Raw genomic sequence first — 13,328 nt, 5'->3', positions numbered from 1 at the left:
AAGGGAGCCAGATGAGGTAAATCCAAGTGATGTAAATCCAGGTGACGCAATAAAGGGGCGGGAACGGCTATGGAAGCAGGGGGTCAGGATTCGGCCATCGTCAAGTGCGATGCGGTGGTGAAAACCTATCAACAGGGGGCAATCCAGGTGCCGGCATTGCGGGGGATATCCCTGTCCATCGCCCGCGGGGAATTTGTCTCCCTCGCCGGCGCCTCGGGCTCGGGCAAGACCACGCTGTTGAACATGATTGGCGGCCTGGACAGGTTCGGCTCGGGGGAGGTGTGGGTCGAGGGGGCGCCGCTGTCGCGGATGAATAACAGCGAGCTTGCCGATTTGCGGCTAAGCAAGATAGGTTTCGTGTTTCAGGCCTACAATCTGATCCCTGTGCTGAGCGCCCGTGAAAATGTCGAATTCATCATGCAGTTGCAGGGGGTTGCCCAGGCCGAGCGCAGGGACTTATCCAGGCAAATATTGGCAAGGGTCGGCTTGGCGGGGATGGAGCAGCGCCTGCCGGCGGAATTATCCGGCGGCCAGCAGCAGAGGGTCGCGGTGGCCCGGGCCCTGGTCAGCCATCCGGCCATCATACTGGCCGATGAACCCACGGCCAATCTGGACAGCAAGAACTCCCTTGAGCTGTTGACCATGATGGCGGAACTGAACCTGGAGTCGGGGACCACCCTCATAGTGGCGACCCATGATCCTCAGGTCATAGATTTTACCCGTCGCAAACTGGTGATCAAAGATGGCACTGTGGCTGAAGATTATTAGTCTGGCCGCCCTGCTGGCACATGGAAGTGCCGTGGCGGTGGACCTGGCCCAGGAAGCCAAGCTGCAATACCTGTATGCCGATTCGAGTGCCGCGGGCGGCCCAGGCATGAGCACTGACATGAATACTGACGTGAGCACTGACATGAGCACAGCGGACTATTCGCTGCTGCAGGGCAATTATCGTTTCAAATTAACCCAAGATGTCGGGGCCTGGTCACTGGACTTGCATTATGTGCTCGGGGCGACTGCCAGCGATGCCTCGGCCGGCCTGGAATCGGACGCCGGCGCCCCCAGCTGGTTTGACTGGCGGGCCGACATAAGGCGTTCAGACACTCAGGCGGTGACCCACTTCATCGACAGGGCCAGCCTGGAGTACAGCGGCGCCCGCTGGGTTGCCAAGCTGGGGCGTCAGGCCATCACCTGGGGCAATGGCAATGTCTTCCAGGTGCTGGACTTGTTTAATCCCTTCGCGCCGGCGGCCATGGATACCAGTTACAAACCCGGGGTCGACCTCTTGTACCTGCAGCGTTTGTTCGACTCGGGCGCCGAGCTGCAAGGGCTGTGGGTGCCCCATAAGTGTGGCGCCGAGGCCGAAGCAACGGGCTGCCGGGATTCGCTGGCGCTCAAGTATCTGGGTTATTGGCAGAGCTTGCAGTTCGAACTCATGTTGGCCCAGGATTACGGGGACAAGCAGCTGGGGCTCGGCCTGGTGCTGCCCCTGGGGACGGCGCTTGCCAAGCTGGATCTGCTCGCCAGTGAGCTGGTTTTGCCGCCGACGGCCGCAAGGCAAACTGTCTATTCGGCGGTACTCAATCTGCAACATAGCTGGCAATGGTGGGAACGGCCCCTGAATGGGTTTGTCGAATATTACCTGAATGGCTTCGCCGACGACGTCAGAAGCTTGGATGAGCTGGCGCCCGGGGTCAGGGCGAGGCTGCAGCGGGGACAGCTGTTCTCCCTGGGGCGGGATCAATTCGCCATCGGCCTGCAGCTGCAATATTCCCCCTTGCTGACCCTGGCGCCGACCTGGATTTACCAGGCCAACGACGGCAGCAGCCTGAGCTTGCTCACAGTCAATTACAACAGCTCCCAGTCGTCGAATCTGGTGTTCGGGGCCCAGTTCGCCAGGGGCGAGCCCGGCAGTCAATACGGTGGCCTGTTTGTCGATGCCAGTCGCAGGCAGCGGCTGGCATCCGGCGACAGGTTTTTTTTGCGTTACGAGTATTATTTTTAGCCCCGTCGATTATACAGGGCCGGCGCATGCGCCTTAGACGCGGTATTCGGACAATTCCAGCAGGTTGCCGTCGGGATCCCGGATATAGAGGGAGTTGAGCATGCCTGTGGCCCCGGTGCGTTGCACAGGCCCCAGCTCGATAGGCACCTGCAGGGCGTTGAGATGATCTATCACTATCGCCAGAGGTTCGTTGACTATGAAACAGAGATCGGCGCTGCCCGGGGCGGCGACCCTGGCCTTGGGTTCGAATTCGCCGCCGGCGGTATGCAAGTTGATTTTCTGATCGCCGAAATTGAGCGCTATGCGATCGCCGGCAAAGAGCTGGGGTTTCATCCCGAGCACACGCTGGTAAAAGTCTGTGGTGATATCCAGGTTTGCGACTGTCAGTACCAAATGATCCATTCTGGTTACTCGCATACACTCTTCCTCTGTTGGCTTTGTTATTGTCTGGTTGTGGCCCTGTTACCTTACATGAGTTAGCGGCGGGCGGGGACGACTGTGGTAACATTTATGCCCGTCCAGGGCGTAACATTATCTTGCCTGGGGCTTATCCTGTGCTTACTTTGCCTATTTAACTTATGAGGGTGTCATGAAACGAACTTTGACCCGTGGTTTGATGAATGTGTTACCTATGGCGATCAGCCTCTGGTTGTTCTGGTCCCTGTTTGTGTCCCTGGATGGCCTGGGCGTCCTGCTGCTGGAATTGCTGGGCATAGACATACATGTCAGGGGCGAAGGTTTCATCCTGGTGGGGCTGTTGGTCTTCGTGGTCGGATTGGCGTTCTCCGTCAGCCCCATAGCCTGGCTCTATGCCTGGATCGAGCGCCAGTTGATGCGCTTTCCGCTGTTCAAGTCTGTCTATGGCAGTATCAGGGACATAGCCTCGCTGATGAACCGCGACGGCAAACCCAAGCAACAGAAGACGGTGCTGGTCAAACAGGCCAACGGCGGTTTCGTGGTGGGCTTCATCATGACGGACAAGCCGCCCCGGCCGCTGCTCGATGCTCTGCCCGAGGGCGACTGGGTGCCTGTGCTGTTTCAGCTCAGTTATCAGATGGCGGGGGTGACCAGTCTGGTCAAACGTGAGGATCTTATCCCGGTCGACTGGTCATTCGAAGAGGCGATGCGCTTCAATCTCACCGCCGGCATTTCCCAGACCCCCAACGGCAGGAGCGATCCCGGGCAGGCTTGAGGCCAAAGTGGGCGACAAGAAGGGCAACTGCGGCCAAGGAACAGCCTAAGGCCGTGGTTTGTATGCTATTATGCCTGCATGGCCCAGGGAGTATGCTCTCCTGGGTGCATCTTCTTGCCTTGTCATTGCAGCTTAGCCCCTATTGGAAGCGCGAGTTGACTGTGCTGCGAGGCGGCTCAAATTCAAGCTGAAATCGGGAGTAATAATGTCGATTAAATCGAGTATTAACCCGCCGGTGTTTTATCCATCGGTATTCCTCATCGCACTGATGGCGTTCATAGGTGCGCTCTGGCCGGAGCAGGCCAATGTGTTCTTCAAATCAGTACAATCCTGGGTCGAACTGAAAGCCGGTTGGGTTTATATCCTAGGTGTGGCTATCTTCCTGATTTTCATCATCTTCGTCATGGTCAGTCGTTTCGGTGACATCAAGCTGGGGCCGGATCATTCGGTGCCGGACTACAGCTACAAGAGCTGGATCGCCATGCTGTTTTCCGCCGGCATGGGCATAGGCCTGATGTTCTTCGGGGTGGCCGAACCTGTGATGCACTATCTGGCGCCGCCCGATGCCAGCCCCGAAACCATACAGGCGGCCAAGGATGCCCTGAAGATCACCTTCTTCCACTGGGGCATACATGCCTGGGCCATCTATGCCGTGGTGGCGCTGAGCCTGGCCTACTTTGCCTACCGTCACAAGTTGCCGCTGTTGCCGCGCAGCGCCCTGTATCCCCTGATAGGCGAGCGCATCATGGGGCCCATAGGCCATACCGTGGACACCTTCGCCGTGCTGGGCACCATGTTCGGGGTGGCCACCTCCCTGGGGTTCGGCGTGTTGCAGGTCAACTCGGGCCTGAGCTATTTGTTCCCCTCCCTGCCCAACAATGTCACAGTGCAGATAGGGCTTATCACAGGCATTACCCTGCTGGCGACCCTGTCGGTGTTTTCCGGCCTGGATAAGGGCGTCAAACGCCTGAGCGAACTCAACCTGGGATTGGCCTTCCTGCTGCTGATTGCCGTGCTGCTGCTCGGGCCGACCGTGTCTTTGCTGCAGGCCTTCGTCCAGAATACCGGCAGTTACCTGAGCGACCTGGTCGGCAAGACCTTCAACCTCTATGCCTATCAGAAGAAGGAAGACTGGATCGGCGGCTGGACCTTGCTCTATTGGGGCTGGTGGATCTCCTGGTCTCCCTTCGTCGGCACCTTCATCGCCAGGGTCAGCCGCGGCCGTACCATCCGCGAATTCCTGATCGGCGTGCTGTTCGTGCCAACGGCCATCACCTTCCTGTGGATGACGGTATTCGGTAACTCGGCCATCGACGCCATCATGAACCATGGCGCGACCTACCTGGCCGAAGCCGTGTCGACGGATGTGTCTGTGGCCCTGTTCAAGTTCTTCGAACACATGCCTTTTTCGACCCTGCTGTCGTCGGTGGCCGTTTGCCTCGTGGTGACCTTCTTCGTGACCTCGTCGGACTCGGGCTCACTGGTGATAGATAACCTGACCTCGGGCGGGGATAACAACGCCCCCGTGTGGCAGAAGATCTTCTGGGCGCTGCTGCAGGGTGTGGTTGCCGCCGTGCTCCTGTTTGCCGGTGGTCTGCAGGCGTTGCAGACCGCGGCCATTGCCAGCGCCATGCCGTTTTTGTTGGTGATGTTGCTGATGTGCTTTGGCCTGTTTAAGGCGTTGCAGGATGATTGGCTGAAACTCAACAGCGTCCAGTCCCATAACACCAGCGTGCAATACGCCAAGACCAACATGAGCTGGGAGGAACGCATCGAGGTGCTGGTGTCCCAACCCAGCCTGAAGGAAGCCTTGGCATTTCTCGAACAGGTGGCCACCCCGGGTTTGACCAAGGTGTGCCGGAGCTTTACCGACAAGGGGATCCCCGCCGAGCTGGTATTCCTGGATGGCAGGGTACGGCTGATCGTCAGCCAGGCAAGCCATCAGGAGTTTATCTATGCGTTGCGGATCCGCGCCTTCACCCAAGCCGGCAATGCCGAGGGACCGCAGGACATGGGCAGCGGCGAGTATTATCGGGTCGAAGTCTTCCTGGAACACGGTGGCCAGCATTACGATGTGATGGGCTATACCGAGGAGCAGTTGACTGCCGATATCGTCTCCCAATATGAGCGTTACCTGCATTATCTGCACCTGAGTCATGCCGAGCCGGCGGCGGAATGAGTCCCGGCAGAATGCGCGCCCGGGCATTGCCCCGGGCGCCGACTGGGATTATCCTTGGGGCAGAGAACCTGGATATTTTCTGGGTTGGTTATTTTTCATCCTGGATTGACGCTCATGACTGTGCAAGCTGGACAAAGTAAGTTAGACAAGGTGCTGGCCGATGCCAGAGACTACAAGGCCAAACGCGAGAAAGGTTACCGGGAGCAGGCGCTCAAGCTTTACCCCTGGGTCTGCGGTCGCTGCACCCGTGAGTTCACCCACAAGAACCTGAGTGAACTGACTGTGCATCACAGGGATCACAATCACGACAACAATCCCCCGGACGGCTCCAACTGGGAACTCTTGTGCCTCTATTGCCACGACAATGAGCATTCGCGTTTCGAAGAGCTGATCCGTTACGGCAGCACCACAGAGACCAAGGTCGAGGCGGCGACCTACAATCCCTTCGCCGATCTCAAGGCCATGCTGAAGAAATAAGCCAGGCTGAAGCTATGGGCATGCCGGAGAAGCAAGGCAGGTTGAAAGCCGGCGCCGGCAGAAATAAAAAAGCACCCATTGGGTGCTTTTTTGTTGTCTATGGCGGGATCATTCCAGCTCTTGGGTTGCCAGCCTAGCTTCGGCCTCAAGCCACTTCTGCCGGCTCAGCGTCTGACAGTTGTCGCCGCCGGCCAGCCGCGCCTTGCGCTCGGCGAGCCCGGCCCAAATCTCGGCCTTGCGCGCATCGCTGGCGCTGCCCCAGGTGACGATTTCGTCTATATGTCTGAAGCAGCCCATGCAATAGTCGTTGTCATCCAAGCCGCAGCGGGCGACACAGGGAGAATGCATACTGAGGCTCCTCTAATGGGGAATCTGTAATGGGCCCGAATTGGGTGAACCGATATATTAGCATCTCTGACCGGCTTGTCCCAGTCGCTGCTTTCGCTCCCGGGCGGGTGCTGCCGGCGGCCGAAGCGGGTATAATCCGCGCCTATGTCGTTTTCGCCCGGGTTTGCAGTAACCCAGAACCATGAACAAAAATCATGAACAGAAATCATGAACAGGAACCTTAAATGAGTCATCTCGGTCAGTTTCGCCGCCTGGACAGCCTCTTGTTGGCCAGTCGCAGCCTATGGCAACTCAGGGCCTTCGACTGTCATGACTTGCCATGGCAAGGGGAGTTTCCCCGCTTGGCGGCCGAGGTATTGGCGCTGAATGATGATGAGTTGGAGCCGCTCGACCGGGATCACGGTTTGCTGATAAGGCGTCTGACCCCCGCCCTGAGCCTGGACTTGGCCGCGGCCGGGCGGGACTGGCCGCTGGGGCTGCTCGATAGTCGTCTGCCCGCCTTTGCCAATGGAGCATCTAATGCCTCTGGGTTGAATGTCTCTGGGTTTAGTGCCTCTGAGTCGAATGCCTCTGGGCCAACCGCCTCCGGGGCGCCGGCTTATGGGCTGAGCGCCGCCGACGAGCCCCACTTCAGCGCCCACATCAAGGGCCGCAAGTGGCAGCAGATAGGCGCCTTCGTCGAGTGCCTGCCACATCTGGGGTTGCCCGTGCTCGAATGGTGTGCCGGCAAGGGCCACCTGGGGCGCCTGCTCGCCAAGGCCCGCGGCTGCGAGGTGCTGAGCCTGGAGTGGCAGCCCGGCTTGTGCGAGCAGGGCAGGGCATTTGCCCGAAAATGGCAGCTGCCACAGCAGTTCGTCTGTGCCGATGCCTTCGCGTCGCAGATCAGCCTGCCCGGGGCCAGCCCCCTGCAACCGCGGCAACAGGCGCTGGCGCTGCATGCCTGTGGCGATCTGCATGTGCGCCTGCTGGAGTTGGCCGCCGCCGCCGGCACCCAGGCGGTCGCGATTTCGCCTTGCTGTTACCATCTTATCCATGCCAGCCACTATGTGCCCATGTCGGCAGCGGCCAAGGCCAGCGCGCTGCGACTCAGTCGCCACGATCTGCAACTGCCGCTGCAGCAGAGCGTCATCGCCGGGGCCAAACAGCAGGCGCTGCGCTTGCAGGAAATCGCCTGGCGCCTGGGATTCGACAGCCTGCAGCGTGAGCTGCGGCAGGTTAATGAGTACTTACCCGTGCCGGCCATCAAGCAGAGCCAGCTGAGCGGCAGCTTTGGCGAGTTTTGCCATTGGGCCGCGGCGGCCAAGGGGCTGGTGCTGCCCTATGGCCTGGCGTTCGAGGAGTATCAGCGTCAGGGACTGCGGCGCCAACGTCTGACCCGGCGCTTGGATCTTGTGGCTCACCTGTTCCGTGCCGTGGTCGAACATTGGCTGTTGTTGGACAGGGTCTGTTTCCTCGAAGGGCAGGGCTACCGGGTGTCGCTGGGGGAATTTTGTGCAAACAGTGTGACCCCGAGAAATGCCATGATCCAGGCGTTCAAAATAGCCGGCTGAGATCCCGGGCTGAAAATACGGATTAACGTTCTGTTTTTAATGGGTTGTTTTTAAGGTAGGCGATTAAATTCGAACGAAACCCGGCCTGGCTCTGGCTGAATCCGGGCCGGGCGGCGGAACAAAAGGCGGGTTTCTATTGAATCAAGGGGCTTTTCTTGCTCAAATGTCGCCTCAATGAGATCCAATAACTTAGTCATGGTCATGTGTTGGCCATTTTAGTGAGCGATTAAAACAGTTTCATGAAATATTCCCGCGTGTACATCAATAGCCTGGCCTATGAACTGGCACCCGAAGTGGTTTCCAGTTCAGAGCTGGAAAGCCGCCTGGCCCCGCTTTACCAGAAGTTTCGCATCCCCATGGGCCAGCTTGCCGCACTCACAGGGATCAGCGAGCGCCGCTGGTGGCCCAAGGGGCATCAGTTATCCGATGGCGCCATAAAGGCGGCCCGCAAGGCCGTGGCCGAAACCGGGATAGAGGTCGCAGATCTGGGGGCCCTGGTCTATACCGGGGTGTGCCGCGATCAGCATGAGCCGGCCACGGCTTGCCGCATCGCCGCCGAGCTGGGGGTGTCCAAGGACACGGCCATCTATGACATAAGCAACGCCTGCCTCGGGGTATTATCCGGCATACTGGATATTGCCAATCGCATCGAACTGGGGCAGATAAAGGCGGGCATGGTGGTGTCCTGCGAGTCCGCCAGGGACATAGTGGATGTCACCATAGAGAACATGCTGGCGGAACCTACCATGCAGAACTTTGCCCAGTCGCTGGCGACCCTGACCGGGGGCTCGGGCGCCGTTGCCGTGATCCTCACAGATGGCAGCCTGCCGCTGCTCACTGCGCGCCAGCATCAGCTGCTGGGGGCATCGCATCTGTCGGCGCCGGAGCATCACAGGTTATGCCAGTGGGGGCTGCAGGAAGCCGGGCAGCATCTGTATCGCGAATTCATGCGTACCGATGCCGTGACCCTGCTCAAGGAAGGGGTCGAGCTGGCGAAGCATACCTGGGAGCACTTCCTCGAGCAGCGCGACTGGCTGGTGGAGCAGGTCGACAAGGTGATCTGCCATCAGGTGGGCGCCGCCAACCGTAAGCAAGTACTCACGGCCCTCAATATCCCGGCGGAAAAAGAGTTCCCCACCTACCAGCAGCTGGGCAACATGGGCACAGTGTCCTTGCCTGTTTCCGCGGCTATGGCGCACGATCAGGGCTTCTTGCAAGTCGGCGATCAGGTGAGTTTTCTCGGCATAGGCAGCGGCCTCAATTGCATGATGCTCGGCATCAAATGGTAGTGCCGCCGGCCCGGGTGAGTCCGGGCCGGCGCTCATTCAAGCCTGCATACCGGCGCAACCCCCATCGGCACAGACAATAAAAACGACCATAAAAATCTATGATAGGAAGCCCCATGCTCGACACTCTCTTGCCTTTTACACGTCACTTTTTCAGTCGTAACGGCCATAAACTTCATTATGTGAACGAGGGCCGGGGCGAGCCTGTGGTCATGGTGCATGGCAACCCCAGCTGGTCCTTCTATTACCGCAATCTGGTCGGTGCCCTGAAGCAAGATCACCAATGTATAGTGCCGGATCATATAGGTTGCGGCCTGTCGGATAAGCCCGGCGACGTCGCCTATGATTACACCCTCAAGCAGCGTATCGACGATCTCGAAGCCCTGCTGGCGCATCTTGGGGTGCAGGAGCAGATCACCCTGGTGGTGCATGACTGGGGCGGCATGATAGGCATGGGCTATGCTGCGCGCCACCCGGAGCGCATCAAGCGCCTGGTGATCCTGAATACCGGCGCCTTCCATCTGCCCGAGAGCAAGCCTTTCCCCTGGCCTTTGTGGATCTGCCGCAACACCCTGCTGGGCACTGTGCTGGTGCGTGGCTTCAACGCCTTCTCGGCCATCGCCTCCCATGTCGGCGTCAAGCGTAACCCCATGCCCAAGGCGATACGCCAGGCCTATGTGGCGCCATTCAACTCCTGGGCCAATCGCATCTCCACCCTGAGATTCGTGCAGGACATACCGCTGCGCCCGGGCGACAGAAACTATGAGCTGGTGTCCGACATCGCCGCCAGCCTGGAAAAGTTTACCCGGGTGCCGACCCTCATCTGTTGGGGACTTAAGGACTTCGTGTTCGACAAGCACTTCCTCGCCGAGTGGCGCCGGCGTTTGCCCCAGGCCCAGGTGCATGAGTTTGCCGATTGTGGGCATTACATACTCGAAGATGCCGGCGAACAAGTGATAGCTCAGATCCAGGCGTTCCTCGCCGCCGAGCCTGCAGCAGAGCCAATCGCAGAGCCGGCAGCAGAACAGGAAACCGGGCAAGACATGGCTCAGGAAACTCGCTGATGACCGCCGCCCAAGTGGCTATGGCCAACCTCTGTCGCCACCTGAGCCTGGCGGCACGGGCGACGCCCACCCAGCTGGCGGTGGCGGTGCAGCATAGTCGGGGCGGCAAGCTGGTCTATTCTGAGATAGATTTTGCCGAGCTGGATAAGCGCAGCGATGCCATCGCCTTCGCCCTCAACCATGCCGGCATAGGCAAAGGCCGGAAGGCGGTGCTCATGGTGACCCCCAGCCTGGATTTTTTCGCCCTCACCTTCGCCCTGTTCAAGGCCGGCATCATTCCCATCCTGGTGGACCCGGGCATGGGGATCCGCAACCTCAAGCAGTGTTTCGCCGAGGCCGAGCCGGACGTATTCATCGGCATTCCCAAGGCCCATGTTGCCCGGCGGCTGTTTGCCTGGGGTAAACCCAGCGTCAGGCATTGCATCCATGTCGGTGGCAACTGGCTGAGCCGGGGGTTAACGGGCGCCATCGGCCTGGATAGCCTGCTCGCGCAAGCGCCGGAGACGAGCGAGCCTTACCCCATGGTGATGCTGCCGCAGGACGAGATGGCGGCGATCCTCTTCACCAGTGGCAGCACAGGCACGCCCAAGGGGGTGGTCTACAGCCATGGCATGTTCGAGGCGCAGATCCAGGTGCTGAAAACAGATTACGGCATCCGCCCCGGCGAGCGCGACTTGGCGACCTTTCCGCTGTTTTCCCTGTTCGGTCCGGCGCTGGGCATGGCCGCGATAGTGCCGGAGATGGACGCCAGCAAGCCGATCACCGCCAATCCCGAGTTCATCTTCGCCGCCATAGAAAAGTATCAGTGCACCAATCTGTTTGTGAATCCTGCCCTGGTTGAGCGCCTGGGCCAGGCCTTGGTGGCCGGGGATGGCGCAGCCGCACCAGCGCCCCGCAAGCTGCCGAGCCTCAGGCGGGTGATCTCCGCCGGCGCCCCGGCAACTATTGCCTCCATCGCCCGCTTCGCCAACCTGCTCGGCGCCCGGGTGCCGCTGCTCAACTCCTACGGCGCCACCGAGTCCTTGCCAATCAGCATGATAGCCAGCCAGGAGCTGCTGACGACCTCGGCCATCACGGATGCCGGCGGCGGCATCTGTGTCGGTATGCCGGTCTCAGGCGTCGATATAAAGATCATTGGCATCACAGAGGATGTCATAGGTCACTGGGACGAGGCGCGTGTGCTGGCCGCCGGGGAAATAGGCGAGATAGTGGTGCGCGGCCCCATGGTCAGCCAGGGATATTATCGCAGAGACGGCGCCAGCGCCGCGGCGAAAATAGCCGACACCGGCGGCGGCCGGCTGCGACACCGCATGGGCGATCTGGGGTACCTGGATCAGGAGGGCAAGCTGTGGATGTGTGGCCGCAAGGCCCACAGGGTCGATGCCGGCCGCGATGGCCGGTTAAGCAAACGCTATTTTTCCATTCCCAGCGAGCGGATCTTCAATACCCATGGCGCTGTCAAGCGCTCGGCCCTGGTCGGGGTCAGGCTCGCCGGGGAGGTGACGCCGCTGGTATGCCTGGAGTTGGCACAGGGTCTGGCCTGCAACAAGGGCGGCGCCCTCTATGCCGAACTGAGGGCGCTTGCCGAGCAATATCCCCACACCCGGGGGATCAGCCGCTTCCTGATCCATCCCGAGTTTCCGGTCGACATACGCCATAATGCCAAGATTTTCCGCGAGAAGCTGGCCCTGTGGGCCCAGTCGCAGCTGAAGGAATGAGCCAGGCGATGGACTGGAGCAAGGGATTCGGGCAATCTTTCTCGGGCGAGGGGCCTGAGCAATGGACTTGGGCCATCTTTCTCGGGCGGGGCTTGAGCAACAGATTTGAGCAATGGATTTGAGTCATGGGCTCGAGCGAGAGCCGCAACGTCAGGTGCGAATTATGAATGATAGCTCCACAGCCGATACCTCCACAGCCGATAGCGCCGCATTGGCGCAGCTGCACCCCGCCGAGCGGGCGGCGCTGCAACAACTGGCCGCCGGCGTCGGGCGGGTGTTGGTCACGGGCGCCGGTGGTTTCCTCGGCAAGGCCATCTGCCGGCGCTTGCTGGCGGCGGGGATCCGGGTCACAGGCTTTGCCCGCGGTCATTATCCCGAACTCAGTGCCATGGGTGTCGACATGGTGCGCGGCGATATCGCCGACGGGGCAGGGGTGCAGGCGGCGCTGCAGGCGTTCGGCCGCTGTGAGCTGGTGTTCCATGTGGCCTCCAAGGCCGGTGTCTGGGGCAGCAGAGCCAGCTATTTCTCCCCCAACGTCGACGGTGCCGCCAATGTTGTCGCCGCCTGCCGGGCATTGAATATTCCCGCCCTCGTCTACACCAGTACCCCCAGCGTGACCTTCGCCGGCAAAGATGAGGCCGGCATAGACGAATCTGCCCCCTATGCCGCACGTTTCCTCAATCATTACGCCGAGTCCAAGGCGCTGGCAGAGCGGCTGATGCTGGGCGCCAACGGCAGTTCATGCGCCGATGGCACCCGCCTCAAGACGGTGGCGCTGCGACCGCACCTCATCTGGGGGCCTGGGGATCCCCACCTGGTGCCCAGGGTCCTGGCCCGGGGGCGCAGCGGCAGGCTCAAGCTGGTGGGCCGTGAAGACAAGCTGGTGGATACCATCTATGTGGATAACGCCGCCCATGGCCACATATTGGCGGCGCTGGATTTATGCGCCGGCGCGCCTCAGTCTGCCGGCAAGGCCTATTTTCTCAGCAACGATGAACCCATCACCATGGCGGCGATGCTCAACCGGATCCTCGCCTGTGACGGCCTGGCTCCCGTGAGCCAGAGGGTGCCGACGGCGCTGGCCTATGGCGTCGGCGCCTTGCTGGAAGGCGCCTATCGCCTGCTCGGCAAACAGCAGGAGCCGATAATGACCCGCTTCGTCGCCCGTCAGCTATCGACCAGCCACTACTTCGATATCACTGCCGCCAAGCGGGATCTCGGCTATCGGCCGCTGGTGAGCCTGGATGAGGGCATGGTGAGGTTGAAGGCGTCGCTGTAGTGGCGTCGTCAATAGATGCAGCTTGCCCTGTTACAGCAAGATGCCGGCCTGTGTCAGGATCTCGCCATGGTGGCTGCGTGCCTGGCCTGGCCTTGCCTTGCCGGTCGCCCAGACGTCGGCACCATGGGCTTTGGCGATTTGCACCGCCAGCAGACCTACGCAACCGGCACCGCCGTGGATCAGCACGGCCGCATTGACTGTAATAACCTGTAATAACACCCTTGCCATCATAG

General features: G+C 60.3%; 13 protein-coding genes. 10 read left to right on the top strand and 3 right to left on the bottom strand.

Features of this window, described 5'->3' with window-relative positions:
• Positions 1 to 69 precede the first annotated feature (69 nt).
• Both HC757_RS04850 and HC757_RS04845 read left to right on the top strand, forming a co-directional pair.
• The gene (locus HC757_RS04850) at positions 70 to 768 is read left to right on the top strand and encodes an ABC transporter ATP-binding protein (protein WP_169563168.1); all 699 of its coding nucleotides are present in this window, start codon (positions 70 to 72) and stop codon (positions 766 to 768) included.
• The gene (locus HC757_RS04845; protein ID WP_169563167.1) at positions 743 to 2,002 is read left to right on the top strand and encodes a hypothetical protein; all 1,260 of its coding nucleotides are present in this window, start codon (positions 743 to 745) and stop codon (positions 2,000 to 2,002) included. Before HC757_RS04850 ends, HC757_RS04845 begins: the two co-directional genes overlap by 26 nt.
• A 33-nt stretch (positions 2,003 to 2,035) precedes the next feature.
• Here the strand turns inward: HC757_RS04845 and HC757_RS04840 are convergent, their stop codons facing one another.
• Positions 2,036 to 2,419 (bottom strand): VOC family protein, encoded by a 384-nt coding sequence (locus HC757_RS04840; protein ID WP_169563166.1) that lies wholly within the window; start codon positions 2,417 to 2,419, stop codon positions 2,036 to 2,038.
• A 172-nt stretch (positions 2,420 to 2,591) separates the two neighbouring features.
• Between HC757_RS04840 and HC757_RS04835 the strand changes: the two genes are divergently transcribed.
• From HC757_RS04835 to HC757_RS04825, 3 genes are all read left to right on the top strand, one after another.
• Positions 2,592 to 3,194: a DUF502 domain-containing protein gene (locus HC757_RS04835; protein WP_169563165.1), complete on the top strand. Its 603-nt coding sequence runs from the start codon at positions 2,592 to 2,594 to the stop codon at positions 3,192 to 3,194.
• A gap of 205 nt (positions 3,195 to 3,399) precedes the next feature.
• Complete coding sequence (locus HC757_RS04830) at positions 3,400 to 5,373, top strand: BCCT family transporter (protein ID WP_169563164.1); 1,974 nt, start codon at positions 3,400 to 3,402, stop codon at positions 5,371 to 5,373.
• 114 nt (positions 5,374 to 5,487) lie between these two features.
• On the top strand, positions 5,488 to 5,850 hold the full coding sequence (locus tag HC757_RS04825) for a YajD family HNH nuclease (protein ID WP_169563163.1): 363 nt from the start codon (positions 5,488 to 5,490) through the stop codon (positions 5,848 to 5,850).
• A 108-nt stretch (positions 5,851 to 5,958) separates the two neighbouring features.
• On the opposite strand, the gene HC757_RS04820 is transcribed toward HC757_RS04825, so the two are convergent.
• The gene (locus HC757_RS04820) at positions 5,959 to 6,198 is read right to left on the bottom strand and encodes a DUF1289 domain-containing protein (RefSeq protein ID WP_169563162.1); all 240 of its coding nucleotides are present in this window, start codon (positions 6,196 to 6,198) and stop codon (positions 5,959 to 5,961) included.
• Between the two features lie 224 nt (positions 6,199 to 6,422).
• Between HC757_RS04820 and HC757_RS04815 the strand changes: the two genes are divergently transcribed.
• The 5 genes from HC757_RS04815 to oleD all read left to right on the top strand — a co-directional run bounded on the left by HC757_RS04815 (position 6,423) and on the right by oleD (position 13,095).
• Positions 6,423 to 7,748 carry a methyltransferase gene (locus tag HC757_RS04815; protein WP_169563161.1) on the top strand — a complete coding sequence of 442 codons (1,326 nt, stop codon included), beginning with the start codon at positions 6,423 to 6,425 and terminating at the stop codon, positions 7,746 to 7,748.
• Positions 7,749 to 7,987: 239 nt separating this feature from the next.
• Entirely contained in the window at positions 7,988 to 9,037 is a 1,050-nt protein-coding gene (locus tag HC757_RS04810; protein WP_169563160.1) for a 3-oxoacyl-ACP synthase III, read from the top strand.
• 113 nt (positions 9,038 to 9,150) lie between these two features.
• On the top strand, positions 9,151 to 10,098 hold the full coding sequence (locus HC757_RS04805) for an alpha/beta fold hydrolase (RefSeq protein ID WP_169563159.1): 948 nt from the start codon (positions 9,151 to 9,153) through the stop codon (positions 10,096 to 10,098).
• Positions 10,098 to 11,816 (top strand): olefin beta-lactone synthetase, encoded by a 1,719-nt coding sequence (oleC, locus tag HC757_RS04800; protein ID WP_169563158.1) that lies wholly within the window; start codon positions 10,098 to 10,100, stop codon positions 11,814 to 11,816. The genes HC757_RS04805 and oleC overlap by 1 nt, the downstream gene beginning before the upstream one ends.
• A gap of 163 nt (positions 11,817 to 11,979) precedes the next feature.
• Positions 11,980 to 13,095, top strand: a complete 1,116-nt coding sequence (gene oleD, locus HC757_RS04795) for a 2-alkyl-3-oxoalkanoate reductase (RefSeq protein WP_169563157.1) — start codon at positions 11,980 to 11,982, stop codon at positions 13,093 to 13,095.
• 30 nt (positions 13,096 to 13,125) lie between these two features.
• Here the strand turns inward: oleD and HC757_RS04790 are convergent, their stop codons facing one another.
• Entirely contained in the window at positions 13,126 to 13,326 is a 201-nt protein-coding gene (locus HC757_RS04790) for a hypothetical protein (protein ID WP_169562822.1), read from the bottom strand.
• Between the last annotated feature and the right edge of the window lie 2 nt (positions 13,327 to 13,328).

Origin of the sequence: Shewanella salipaludis, assembly GCF_012911865.1 — a bacterium.
GTDB classification, from domain to species: Bacteria; Pseudomonadota; Gammaproteobacteria; order Enterobacterales; family Shewanellaceae; genus Shewanella; species Shewanella salipaludis.
Note: the sequence above shows the minus strand (reverse complement) of the source record. Positions and strands in the feature narration are given on the sequence as shown.

Bases quoted from the DNA above. Each gene is read 5' to 3' on its own strand.
- HC757_RS04805 (WP_169563159.1), top strand. From the start codon at position 9,151: ATGCTCGACACTCTCTTGCCTTTTACACGTCACTTTTTCAGTCGTAAC.
- HC757_RS04850 (WP_169563168.1), top strand. From the start codon at position 70: ATGGAAGCAGGGGGTCAGGATTCGGCCATCGTCAAGTGCGATGCGGTG.
- oleC (WP_169563158.1), top strand. From the start codon at position 10,098: ATGACCGCCGCCCAAGTGGCTATGGCCAACCTCTGTCGCCACCTGAGC.
- HC757_RS04835 (WP_169563165.1), top strand. From the start codon at position 2,592: ATGAAACGAACTTTGACCCGTGGTTTGATGAATGTGTTACCTATGGCG.
- HC757_RS04815 (WP_169563161.1), top strand. From the start codon at position 6,423: ATGAGTCATCTCGGTCAGTTTCGCCGCCTGGACAGCCTCTTGTTGGCC.
- HC757_RS04830 (WP_169563164.1), top strand. From the start codon at position 3,400: ATGTCGATTAAATCGAGTATTAACCCGCCGGTGTTTTATCCATCGGTA.
- HC757_RS04810 (WP_169563160.1), top strand. From the start codon at position 7,988: ATGAAATATTCCCGCGTGTACATCAATAGCCTGGCCTATGAACTGGCA.
- HC757_RS04840 (WP_169563166.1), bottom strand. From the start codon at position 2,419: ATGCGAGTAACCAGAATGGATCATTTGGTACTGACAGTCGCAAACCTG.
- HC757_RS04820 (WP_169563162.1), bottom strand. From the start codon at position 6,198: ATGCATTCTCCCTGTGTCGCCCGCTGCGGCTTGGATGACAACGACTAT.
- HC757_RS04845 (WP_169563167.1), top strand. From the start codon at position 743: ATGGCACTGTGGCTGAAGATTATTAGTCTGGCCGCCCTGCTGGCACAT.
- HC757_RS04790 (WP_169562822.1), bottom strand. From the start codon at position 13,326: ATGATGGCAAGGGTGTTATTACAGGTTATTACAGTCAATGCGGCCGTG.
- HC757_RS04825 (WP_169563163.1), top strand. From the start codon at position 5,488: ATGACTGTGCAAGCTGGACAAAGTAAGTTAGACAAGGTGCTGGCCGAT.
- oleD (WP_169563157.1), top strand. From the start codon at position 11,980: ATGAATGATAGCTCCACAGCCGATACCTCCACAGCCGATAGCGCCGCA.